The sequence below is a fragment of the Coleofasciculus sp. FACHB-542 genome, from assembly GCF_014695825.1.
Classification (GTDB): Bacteria; Cyanobacteriota; Cyanobacteriia; order Cyanobacteriales; family FACHB-T130; genus FACHB-T130.
In genome coordinates this window covers 19,254-31,389 of record NZ_JACJPB010000057.1, presented here as the reverse complement: position 1 = coordinate 31,389, position 12,136 = coordinate 19,254, and the positions used below count along the sequence as shown (strand labels likewise).

The window sequence follows — 12,136 nt, the reverse complement described above, 5'->3', positions numbered from 1 at the left end:
CGTAGAGACGCGATATATCATGTCTCTACAAGTCCGCTCTCGTCAGGCTTTGTTTGTCTAGTGTCATTTAGTCTGAGTGCGATAAGAGCGATCGCGAAAGCTCACTCATTCTCTGTTAGCTTGAAGTCATGCTGCTAACTGTTAATATGTTGCGGCACTACCAACGTTGTAGTCGCCGGTCTTTTCTCGATTTATATGGAGATCCTACCCAGCAGGATTTTCAAAGTGATTTTCGCGCCAAATTGCAACAGGATCGGTATGCTCTCCAGCAAACCATTCTGGCGGGACAGACTTATCACAAACCCAATTACGCTTGGGGAGATTGGCACGCTGGTGCGAATGCCACCATTGCCTTGATGCAAGAAGGTGTTGAGCTAATTTACCGAGGCGTGCTTCTGAAAGAGGAAGGAGTAGGGATAAAGGATGAATCCTTCTTGCACCTTCCAAAGACAGTGACCCTCGTGAGTTGTCCTGATTTTTTGGTTAAACAACCCGGACAATCAAACTTTGGCGATTGGATTTACGTTCCCAGTGACATTCATTTAGGTCGGCGTCCTAAGCTGGAATATCAAACGGTTGCAGCTTTTCACGCCCATCTGCTGGCATCTGTTCAGGGCGTTATGCCGGATACGGTTTGGCTGCAATTACGGGAAAAAAAGGCTTATGCAGTCAATTTAAGTAAATGGGTGCCGATGATGCAGGCACTTGTAGAGGAGTGTATCGAAATGCTCCTGTCTCGGCAAGAGCCAGAGGTGTTCATTACCCGTCAGCGGTGCAATCTTTGCCCTTGGTTAAATCACTGCTATGCGATCGCGCAAGAACAGCAACATCTCTCTTTGATTCCGGGTGTAACGCCGAGTCGCTATCAGCATTTGCAGACACTTGAACTGACGAGTCGGGAGTCTTTGGCAGGTGTTAGTCCGGCTTTTTTGGAGCCAGTTTTGGGAGAGGAAGTCGCGCAACAGCTAGTACAGCAAGCGCAATCGGTGGTACAGAATCGCGCGATTCTCCTAGAGAAACCCTTTGCGATCGCTAAAACCACTAAAACAGCAGAATGGGTGATGGACAATCCATCTTCTCTCCTTTCACCTATCGAACTTTACTTTGATATTGAAGCAGAACCGTCGCTAGAACTGGATTATCTGCTGGGAGTTTTAGTGGTAGACCGTCAAGCTAATACAGAAACGTTTTATCCTTTCTTAGCAGAACAACCCAGCGACGAAGAATTGGTTTGGCAGCAATTTTTAGATTTGGTTTGGACTTATCCTCAGGCTCCCATTTTCCATTTCTGCGACTACGAAATCCTGACGATGAAGCGGCTGGCTAAATGCTACAACACCCCGCTGGAGAGGCTACGTCCGGTGCTATCGCGCTTTGTGGATATCCACGAGTGGGTGACAGGAATGGTGACACTGCCCGTCGAAAGTTATGCTTTAAAAGCGATCGCGCATTGGTTGGGTTTTGAGTGGCGCGATGCGGGGGCGAATGGACAAGTGTGTATCTATTGGTACGATCAATGGTTAAAAACACGCGATCGCACTTTCCTCGACGCCATTCTGCGCTACAACGAGGACGATTGCCGCGCTACCCGTCACCTGAAAGACTGGCTGGTAGACTTTATGCAGGATGCGGCTCATTTGGATGCACGGGAGTAATCTTCCAGCACCCAATTTTTCCAATTCAACTCTCTTATAACCTTCTCTTAAAAAAATCTTATTTTTATGATGATACGGTGCTGGTGTAAATGGCTTAATTTAACACTGGCAATCATGAGCAAGATCGATAAATTTTTTACATCTTTCTGTTTTATTGGTGGATTAACCGCTGCACTTCTGACAGCACATCCCGCTCAGGCATTCAAAATAACCGGCGTCGATTACTTAGGACAATCCACTTTTCCGACTGGTTTTTCATTTCAGGGAACTGAATTGGGAGGGCTATCAGGAATTACTTACGATGCCAGTAAAGACGTTTATTATAGTATTTCTGATGACCGAAGTGAAAAGGCACCAGCTCGGTTTTATACCCTCAAAATTGATATTTCTCAGGGCTCTTTAAAGCAGGGTGGGGTGATGCCTGTAGATGTAACGACCTTGTTGAATATAAACAATCAACCTTTTGCTCCTTTAAGTCTCGACCCAGAAGGCATTGCCTTAACTAGCCAGGGAAGTCTATTTATTTCTTCTGAAGGAGATGCGAACCAATTAATTAATCCTTTCGTTAATGAATTTTCTTTGGCAGGTCAGCAACTTCAAACTCTACCAGTTCCTCAGAAGTTTTTACCAACAGCGGCTAAAGATAGCGGGATTCGCAATAATTTAGCCTTTGAAAGCTTGACGCTTACCCCTGACCAAAAGTATTTGTTTACAGCTACAGAAAATGCCTTGGTTCAGGATGGTGCTGTCGCTGACATCAAGGTGGCAAGTCCTTCGCGAATCTTAAAATATAACCTCGTAACTGGGAAGCCGGAACAGGAATTTTTATACGTTACCGATCCAGTTGCCGCAGCACCCAATCCTGTTAATAGTTTCAAGACCAATGGTTTAGTAGATTTGTTAGCAGTGAATAAGGATACGTTTCTGAGCTTAGAACGGTCTTTTTCTACTGGAGTGGGGAACACGATCAAGCTGTTTGAAGTGTCTTTAGAAAAGGCAACCGATATTAGCAGTATTAACAGCCTCAGTGCAATCAACCTCAACACTATCAAACCAGCTCAGAAAAAACTGCTGCTTGATTTTGAGAAGTTAGGTGTGACGCTCGATAATATTGAAGGTTTGACTTTTGGCCCTGATTTGGCGGATGGGCGAAAGTCGCTGATTGTAGTTAGCGATAACAACTTTAGCCCGATTCAGTTTACCCAGGTACTCGCCTTTGGCATTGGCACCAAATCAGCGGCGCATCGTTCTGTCCCGGAACCTTCGGCACTCGCAGGCTTGGTATTTGCAGCACTTGTGAGCATTAAAGTCAAGCGCCACATTCATAGTTAATCCGGACAATATCGCGCTAAGATGCAAAGACGCCAAATGAAGCAACGTTTTAGCGCCTTTGCGCCTTGGCACGAGACCAAAAAAGCCGTGTCTACCCCACCATTCGAAAGGGAATGAAAAAAAGGGGTTGACAAATCCAACGAGACTCGACATAATCGTTAATGGCTCGGAAAACAAGGGACTGTAGTTCAATTGGTTAGAGCACCGCCCTGTCACGGCGGAAGTTGCGGGTTCGAGCCCCGTCAGTCCCGTAAAAAGTAGTAGAAAAGTTAGTAGGGGTTAGGTGTTGAAACCTGCCCCTACAATTATTAGCAGCTACAACTAGCAGCTACAACAAATATAGAAACCTTTTGAGAGAATCTGCTGTGACCGTTAGAGTTCGGATTGCACCAAGTCCTACTGGGAACTTACATATTGGGACGGCGAGAACCGCTGTATTTAACTGGCTGTTTGCTCGCCATCATGGCGGCGAGTTCATCCTGCGAATTGAAGACACCGATGAAGCGCGATCGCGCCCCGAATATACTCAAAACATCCTTGATGGTCTGAAATGGATGGGAATGACCTGGGATGAGGGGCCATTTTTTCAATCCAAGCGCCTCGACCTGTACCGCAAAGCCATTCAAACTCTCGTAGATAAGGGCTATGCTTATCGCTGCTACACCAGCGAAGCCGAACTAGACGAATTGCGGACAGCGCAAGCGGCAAGAAAAGAGGCTCCCCGTTATGACAACCGCCATCGGAACTTGACGCCAGAACAACAAGCGGCTTTTGAAGCCGAAGGGCGTCGTCCGGTGCTTCGCTTCAAAATTGATGATGACCGGGAGATTTCCTGGAACGATCTGGTAAGAGGCAAAGTTAGCTGGAAAGCCAGCGACCTCGGCGGCGATATGGTGATTGCTCGTGCCTCAGACGATTCAGTGGGTCAGCCGCTGTACAATTTGGCAGTGGTGGTGGATGACATTGATATGCGGATCACCCATGTCATCCGGGGAGAAGACCATATTGCCAACACCGCTAAGCAAATTTTGCTCTACGAGGCACTGGGAAGCGCGATCCCGGAATTTGCCCATACGCCATTGATTTTGAACAAGGAAGGCAAAAAGCTCTCGAAGCGGGATGGCGTCACTTCCATTTCCGACTTCCAGCAAATGGGCTACACGCCTGAAGCCTTGGCGAATTATATGACATTGTTGGGATGGACGCCCCCAGATTCCACCAAGGAAATCTTTACTCTGCCAGAAGCAGCTCAACAGTTCGGCTTTGAGAGAGTCAATAAGGCAGGGGCAAAATTTGACTGGGATAAGCTGAATTGGCTTAACAGTCAGTATCTGCACAAGATGCCGATAGATGAGCTATTAAATCAGCTGATTCCCTACTGGCAGGCGGCTGGATACGAATTTGACCCGATCCGCGATCGCCCTTGGTTAGAACAGTTAACCAGCCTGCTGAGTGCCAGCCTGACGCGCTTGCAGGATGCAGTCGAGATGAGTCGGATATTCTTTAGCCAGACCGTAGCCTACAGCGAAGAGGGACTGACTCAGTTGCAGCAGGACGGCACCGAAACCGCTTTGCAGGCGATTCTGGACGCCCTGGAAAATCATCAAACTTTGACAGCAGAGGGTGCCCAAGACATCATCAAACAGCTGACCAAGGAGAAGAATCTGAAGAAAGGATTAGTGATGCGAAGTTTCCGCGCAGCTCTAACCGGCGATTTGCATGGTCCTGATTTGATTCAATCTTGGTTGATCCTGAATCAGCGGGGTCTGGACAAGCTACGTTTACAGCAAGCCCTAGAAAAGTAAACTGAAAATCTTCTTTCTTTTTCTTTTGCAAGCCTTCTCAAGCTCAGCCTGAGAAGGCTTTTGGCTTCTTCTTTGGAACTTCTTATGGGATACTATCGTCACTGCTACAACTAGAGCCGTTACATAATCGGTAACAAGGTGCCGTTTTTGGAAGTGAGGATGTACAAACCCGTACCCAATTTAGGGGAAAAATCGGTAGGAAAGTCCCTCTGGGCAGGCATCACAACCATAGCCCTGATGGCGGTAGGAGTGTTGAGCCTTTCGAGGGTGCAAGCCCAATCCGTACAATCCCCGCCCATATTCGAGAATGTCACCCTCGGTCCCCGGTTTTCGCCCGATCCGTTGACGATTCGGGGTATCAGTGGCGGCGAAATAGCGGCCCAAAAAATTGCAGGTCGCAGCGAAACCGCTACCGGGCCATGTGTTGGTTTTACGGACGATAAGCCCGATCACACTGTAGTTTTAACTTCGTTTTTCAACTTTCTATCCATCCAAGTGCAAAGCCCAGAAGACACTACCCTCGTGATCAAGGGACCTGGTGGCAGCTGGTGCAATGATGAGTATGAAGGCAAAAACCCTGGCATTGCTGGTCAGTGGCAGCCGGGAACTTACGGAATTTGGGTGGGATCTTACGATAAAAGCAAATTCAACCCCTACATTATCAAAATTACTGAAGTCAACTTACTCAATCCTGGCCCCTTCCGGCGTTAATTACTTGCTGCTTGCTACCAGCTGCCACCAGCACCGCCACCATCACTGCTGCCGCCGCCAAAATCGCTGCTACTGCTGCTACTGTCATAACTACAACTACTGCTGCTAGTATCGAAAGTGCTAGTGCTGCTGTTGGAAATCCAGCTAGTGCTAGAACGGCGAACGCTATTCCTCTGAGTGCTGCTAGGACGAGGAGGTAGGCGAGGAATTTTCGTCTCAATTTGCCGCTGATAAGAGCAACAGTGGCAATTGTGAGTAAACAGGCGTATCCCTTGGCTGTACTCTGTTGCCGATCGCGTAACCTGCGATGTGCATTGGACTGTCAATTCATGACAGGTGGGGCAAGTGCTAAATTGCCTTGAGTTCAGAATGTATGCACGGATGTGGATTCCCAGACTAGACGTTTGTTGGCAACCGTTGGGACATTGCCAGCCGATAAATTTGACGCTACCTAGGTTCTGAGCTGCTCGCTCAGGTTTCCTAAGATGGAATTGGAGTATATTCCAGTCCATTTGTTGCATGGGATATCGGCAATCAGCGCAATGGGTGGGGCGAGTTGAGCCGATTACTCGCGATCGCCCGGTTGGTTCGATGAAAACTGTATGGCGCGAGGGAGTTAGGCAAGGAAGCGTTTCCTTAACTTCCTCGTTATAGGAACAACAGTGGCATTCTTTGGCAACCAGTTGCTTACCTTCTCTATTCCATGTAGGTTGTTCCAAAATAGCTTTGATTGTCTGGGTGACGGTCAATTCCTGACAGGTGAGGCAAGTGTTAAATTGTTGTGAGTCCAGAATGTACGCACAAATGTGAATTGTCTGCCCAGTTAGTTGCGGATAACACTTGAGACACTGCCAGCCTTCAAATCTGACGCTGCCTAACTTTTGCGCTACTTGCTCAGCTTGGCTGAGATAAGGCTGGAGTGCGATCGCATCCAGTTTTTGCATCCGCTTTTTGCAAGTAGCGCAATGCCAGGGATGAGTGTCGCCACTGTCACCTTCTATGCGCGCTCGCCCTGTCGGTTCGAGCAAAATTCCACTGCGAGGACGACGCACATAAGCAACTGTCCCTAGAATCAACACTAATACACCGCCAACACCCGCTAGTGGGTAAAGCACTCCTACAACGCTAGCAGTTGTAGTCGGAACGCTAGCAGGTGCAGCCGGAATGCTGACAGGTGGAGTCGGAACGCTAGCAGGTGTAGCCGGAATGCTGACAGGTGGAGTCGGAACGCCAGCAGGAGTTGGTGGTTGATAAGCGCTCAAGTCCATAACTAGTGCTTGCGTTCCCGCCAGGGTACCACCGTTAAAGTCGCCCTGCTTAAATCGCGGTGCGATCTCTTGTTGGATAATTTTGCTAACACGCGCATCGGGGAGAATCGACTCGATACGGTAACCCGTTTCGATTTCTACGCGACGTTCCCGCTGGGAAATCAGCAGCAGCACCCCGTTGTCCCGCCCTTTCTTGCCAATGCCCCAATAATTAAATAGCGACGTAGCGAACGCCTTGGGAGTAGCAGAAGGTGAAGTCTCTGGCACCGTCACTACCGCGATTTCACTGCTATTTTTTGCCTCTAAATCTGAGATGATCTGGTTGAGTTGTGCTTCCGTCGCCGGACTGAGCATATCTGCCATGTCTGTCACCCAGCCACCATTGACTTGCCGGGGATTGGGAACTTCCTGAACGGTTAAAGCCTTGCTGACGACTGGAAAGGCAGCAACGGCGAAACTCGCAAAACCAGCAAGAGCAATTTGTTTGAGCATAAGCGATCGCAACTCAACAACTGTAATGGGTGCCATCACCTCTAGAATGTCTCAGGTGGATCGGCAATTCGGTTCACTCTTTTGCTCAGTTTTTGGCTCACTGTTCGGGGCGATGATGGGAAGGGTGTTGGTAGCATCCCCTGTGTTAGCATTGCCAACGCGATGGAGGCAGAGCCGAAAAGCTAAATTACAAGTAAATTACAAGCGCTGTAGAGTTAAAATTCAGGATAACGGTTGTGGCTTTTAAAATTGGATTACTGGGACTGGGGACAGTCGGCACGGGTACGGCACAAATTTTGCTAGATCCGCAAGGGCGTCATCCGCTGCTGCAAGAAATAGAAGTTTATCGGGTGGGAGTGCGATCGCTAGATAAGCCTCGACTCGTAGAAATGTCAGAAAGCTTGCTGACGACCGATTTGGAATCGATTGTCACCGACCCCCATGTGGATATTGTGGTCGAGGTGATGGGAGGCTTAGAACCGGCGCGATCGCTCATCCTCAAAGCGATCGCCAATGGTAAGCACGTTGTCACGGCAAACAAGGCGGTGATTTCTCGCTACGGCGATGAAATTTTTACGGCGGCGAATCAAGCAGGCGTCTATGTGATGCTAGAGGCAGCCGTTGGGGGCGGTATCCCGGTGATTCAACCCCTGAAGCAGGCGCTGAGTGTCAACCGGATTCATTCGGTGACTGGCATTGTCAATGGCACCACGAACTACATCCTCAGTCGGATGCAAACCGAGGGGGGTGAATTTAGCGAGATTCTGGCGGATGCCCAGCAGTTGGGCTATGCAGAAGCCGATCCAACGGCTGATGTAGATGGTTTAGATGCTGCTGACAAGATGGCGATTTTGGCTTCCTTAGCGTTTGGGGGACGCATCAAGCTGCCAGAAATATACTGTGAGGGGATTTCTAAGGTCAGCGCCGCCGATATTGCCTATGCGGAAAAACTCGGCTTTACGATCAAATTATTAGCGATCGCTAAACAAGATTTACCGGCACCGGAGAAAGAAACTCTAGACAGAGAAACGGGAAATTTGGCGTCTCTACAAGTCAGAGTTCATCCGACTCTCGTACCCAGAACTCACCCGCTTGCCAGTATTAGCGGCGTCTATAACGCAATTCTCGTAGAAGGCGAACCGATTGGGCAGGTGATGTTTTACGGACGAGGGGCGGGTTCCGGGCCGACTGCCAGCGCCGTTGTCTCGGATATTTTAAATATTGCTGCCATTTTGAAAAGTGGTGGAGATGCTGCCAAACTGCATCCCCTATTAAGCTGTTCCCATCAAGATTACTGCGCGATCGCCCCGATGGAGGAGCTAGTTACGCGGTTTTACGCTCGTTTCTTGACACGGGATCGTCCGGGCGTTATTGGTAAGTTGGGCACCAGTTTCGGCAACCACCAGGTGAGTCTTGAATCTGTGGTGCAAACTGGCATCCACGGCGAACTTGCCGAAATTGTCGTCGTGACTCACGATGTCCGGGAAGGCAACTTTCGACAAGCCCTGGATGAAATTCGCACGTTAGATACGATAGACAGTATTCCCAGCATTTTGCGAGTTTTATGAGGAGACAAGTGGCGAAAGATGTAGAGAGGCGAATGAATACAGCTTCCCTAAAATACAGCGATCGCTCCTCTTTTAGCCGCTTTTGTTTAAGCGCAGCGGCGCGTCAGCGCGGGGGTTGGGGGAATCTCAAAGATGGCATCAAAAAAGCGAACGGATATTGCGATTGCATCTTAGAAATGTTAGGAAAAAAGCAAAAATTCAGTTTTTTCTTCCTCCTTCCGGTTTCTTTTTGCCTTTTTTCGGCGGTATTTTCAAAATCCTCTGTAGCTGAAGACAATCTCGCTGTACCTACCCTTTCATCGCCTCCTGCAACTGAGGGGAAGGGTGACAAGCAAATGTGCCCACCGCCAGTTTTAGAACGCTTGATTCGCCACAAAGTTGCCGCTGGTGAAACTTTAGAAAGTATTGCCAGCCAATACAATCTCATTCCTACTACTTTGATCGGCATCAATCCGTCTTTGCGACAAGGCAAAGCACCCGTAGGGGCAGAAATTTTGATTCCGCCTTACAATGGCATTCGCGTCGAAGTTCCGGCTAGGAAAACTTGGCAAGATGTAGCCAAAACCTACCGAATTCGTGCCGATGTACTCTATGAGGCGAACGGTTGCCAGAAAAATCCTAGAGTTGTATTCATCCCTGGGGTAAATTGGTCGCCTGTAAGTCTGGCTGGACGTAACAACCGAAAACTAGCCCATTATCCCTTACCCGCAACGACAGCGATCGCACTGGGTTATGGTTGGCAGCTAAATCCTCGAAGCAATCAAGTTGTTTTTCACAGCGGTATCGATCTGTTGGCAGAAGTCGGGACACCCGTGCTAGCAGTGGATAAGGGAACTGTAGCCTTTATTGGCGATCGCGGAGATTCTGGCAATTTAGTCGTTATTAATCATCCGGGAGGACGCCAAACCCGTTATGCTCACCTTGCAACCATTGATGTTAGTCGTGGTAAACAAGTTAGCCAGGGGGATGTCCTGGGAACAGTTGGTACCACAGGACTCCCTGACATAGATAAACCCCATCTGCATTTTGAGTTGCGCTACAACTCGAATTTAGGCTGGGTTGCACAAGATCCACAACCCTATCTTCAGCAAGTAACTGTTAATAGATAATCGGGAATCTGTGCTTGCAGCTAGTTTGACTCATCCCATTTCTGTTTTGACGCACTACATACAGCTCACCCTTTTTTTGAGGGTAGGGGATATTTAATGTAGAGCATCATCCAGAAAGATTGGTCTTAATTCGTCAGTAGGATTTTTTTATGCACAGAAGGCTAGGGAAAAGACTTAGTAATCGCAAAAACTTGTAGTTCCTCTGCGTAACTTTGCCCTTTCCCAGATTGCCCTTTGCGTTAAAAAATCATTACTCTTCTACTTGAAATATTCGTAAGCCCCAATGTCATGCTTTAGCCCTAGCGGACGGCTCGATCCTGCATAATCATTCGTGACTTGAGTAAGCGTAGTACCTCTTTCAATGGCTAGGGAACCAGGCTGAAGCTTGTAGTCCGTTGCCACTGTAGTTCCCGGATTTACCAGCAACGGGTTGGCAGTGATATCGCCGGTACCCACAGCAATACCAGCACTGCCACCATACCAAGAGTTATTCTGAAATGCCAATCCCGTTTTGGCTGGAATTTCTGTCATCGCGACACTGCCAGTTTGGGAGAAAATGTTGTTGGCAATCAGATTGTTTGTATGACCTGGATCGCTATGGATCAGGAGCATGGCTCGCGTCGCTTTGTAAAAGGTATTGTTGGCGATAACAAAGTTCTTCAACCCTCCGCCTCTGCCGTAATTTGAAAAATAGGCAAAGCCTGTAAGTCCCCCAATGACGATATTGTTGCGGATTTTAATGTTATTCACTGGGTTGGAAAAATCGTAGTATTCATTGGATGCCTGAATCCCACTCGCTGGTTTACCGTCTCGGTAAAAGTTTGTGTTGTTGGTGGTGTAAATGTGGTTGCGCTCTACCGTGATGTCAGTAGCATTGTCCAGGTATAGATTCACGCTGTAGTTGTCATACACCTTATTACCAGAAGCTACACCGCCCTTGGTCAAAATAAAGTCGATCCCCTCACCGTAGTTCTGATACACGTGGTTGTTGCTGATGGTGACATTGCTTGCTCTGCCACTAGCGATCCCCTGATCCCAACCATCAGCAAGGGTACGGCTTTTATTCGCAAGGCAATTCATATAAACGGTGTTGCCGTCGATTCGGATGTTTGAGGCTGTGGTCATATCTTTGTCGTAACCAACAAAGATACCGTTCTTGTAGGAGTTGTAAACGGTGTTGTTGAGGATCTGGAGGTTGTTGCCGCCCCAGGACACAATGCCTGTAAATTTGGAGTTCTTTACTTCAAAGCCCTTGAAGATGTTGTATGCGCCAGATAGATTCACGATGTTGGTGTTGCTTGGCGTTTTAGTGCCATCTAAAATTGCTTTCTCGCCTGGATAGGATTGGTAGCTAATCGGACTGCTGGCGGTGCCGATGCTGCCAATGTATTGTTCTTTCGTAAAGCTGTAGGTGCCTCCCCGGACGTATACTGTGTCGCCAGCCTTTGCCTTGTAAGCTGCGTGGCTGATGGTGGCAAATGGGCTGTTCTGGCTTCCAGAATTACTATCACTACCATTCGTCGCAACGTAGTAGGTGGTAATAGCGAGTGCTGGTTTTGTTACCAGTCCGACGCTAATCGTCGAGGCACTAAAAATCAACAGCAGGCTCAATCCAGAAGAGTTTACTTTAGACATTTTTTACTTCGTTGGTAAACGACAAGAACGCTAGAGATGACCCTGCTGTGCAGTTTTAGGAAGCTTCATCAAAACTTCATAAAACTGGTCTGCTAAATCCTAGCCGTCGTTAATACCGATTGAGATCCGCGATATTACTGACACATTTCGGAGAAAACGCTGAAATGCAGTAAAAACTTGCTTTATTTGTAGGCTCGTATTGTGGTTGCTACTTGCGTTTGCAAAAAAGTTACAAAGAAGCTATCAGTAGTACGTAAACTGTACTTTATATAAAAAATATATATAAGCGATCGCAAGCTAGCTAGAACAAGGTCTAACCCCAAGGATTATGGTGCTTGTAGCGTTTTTATTGTCCGTAATTCAAGGATTATTGCCAATAACCTTAACTTATGCCTGGATTTTAGGGCGAGTACCTTACGCTGACAATGAGCGCATCCTATGCACTCACAAGGTTTTGAAACTTTGCCACCAAGTTTGACAGGGTTGGCGATCGCTAACGCACCCTAGCTAACAAAAAGCCCCCTGCTTGCAGGGGGCTTTTAACCGAAGTGCGTTTTATGA

The 12,136-nt window shown here is 48.0% G+C and carries 8 protein-coding genes and 1 tRNA gene; 7 read left to right on the top strand and 2 right to left on the bottom strand.

All coding sequences use genetic code 11. The annotated features are described in order from the left end of the window. Positions 1 to 128 precede the first annotated feature (128 nt). From H6F52_RS23460 to H6F52_RS23440, 5 genes are all read left to right on the top strand, one after another. Positions 129 to 1,655, top strand: coding sequence for a TM0106 family RecB-like putative nuclease (locus H6F52_RS23460; protein WP_190536901.1), 1,527 nt, complete (start codon positions 129 to 131; stop codon positions 1,653 to 1,655). A gap of 114 nt (positions 1,656 to 1,769) precedes the next feature. After that, entirely contained in the window at positions 1,770 to 2,987 is a 1,218-nt protein-coding gene (locus tag H6F52_RS23455; protein ID WP_190536900.1) for an esterase-like activity of phytase family protein, read from the top strand. 177 nt (positions 2,988 to 3,164) lie between these two features. Beyond that, positions 3,165 to 3,238 (top strand) — tRNA-Asp (locus H6F52_RS23450). Between the two features lie 114 nt (positions 3,239 to 3,352). Next, positions 3,353 to 4,792 carry a glutamate--tRNA ligase gene (gene gltX, locus H6F52_RS23445; protein WP_190536899.1) on the top strand — a complete coding sequence of 480 codons (1,440 nt, stop codon included), beginning with the start codon at positions 3,353 to 3,355 and terminating at the stop codon, positions 4,790 to 4,792. A gap of 237 nt (positions 4,793 to 5,029) precedes the next feature. After that, positions 5,030 to 5,503: a hypothetical protein gene (locus H6F52_RS23440; RefSeq protein ID WP_242030517.1), complete on the top strand. Its 474-nt coding sequence runs from the start codon at positions 5,030 to 5,032 to the stop codon at positions 5,501 to 5,503. 14 nt (positions 5,504 to 5,517) lie between these two features. Here the strand turns inward: H6F52_RS23440 and H6F52_RS23435 are convergent, their stop codons facing one another. Further along, on the bottom strand, positions 5,518 to 7,299 hold the full coding sequence (locus H6F52_RS23435) for a TPM domain-containing protein (RefSeq protein WP_199300694.1): 1,782 nt from the start codon (positions 7,297 to 7,299) through the stop codon (positions 5,518 to 5,520). Between the two features lie 200 nt (positions 7,300 to 7,499). Between H6F52_RS23435 and H6F52_RS23430 the strand changes: the two genes are divergently transcribed. Further along, positions 7,500 to 8,831, top strand: a complete 1,332-nt coding sequence (locus H6F52_RS23430; protein ID WP_190536898.1) for a homoserine dehydrogenase — start codon at positions 7,500 to 7,502, stop codon at positions 8,829 to 8,831. Between the two features lie 32 nt (positions 8,832 to 8,863). Next, positions 8,864 to 9,940: a M23 family metallopeptidase gene (locus H6F52_RS23425; protein ID WP_242034043.1), complete on the top strand. Its 1,077-nt coding sequence runs from the start codon at positions 8,864 to 8,866 to the stop codon at positions 9,938 to 9,940. A gap of 258 nt (positions 9,941 to 10,198) precedes the next feature. On the opposite strand, the gene H6F52_RS23420 is transcribed toward H6F52_RS23425, so the two are convergent. After that, positions 10,199 to 11,575 carry a right-handed parallel beta-helix repeat-containing protein gene (locus H6F52_RS23420; protein WP_190536897.1) on the bottom strand — a complete coding sequence of 459 codons (1,377 nt, stop codon included), beginning with the start codon at positions 11,573 to 11,575 and terminating at the stop codon, positions 10,199 to 10,201. Between the last annotated feature and the right edge of the window lie 561 nt (positions 11,576 to 12,136).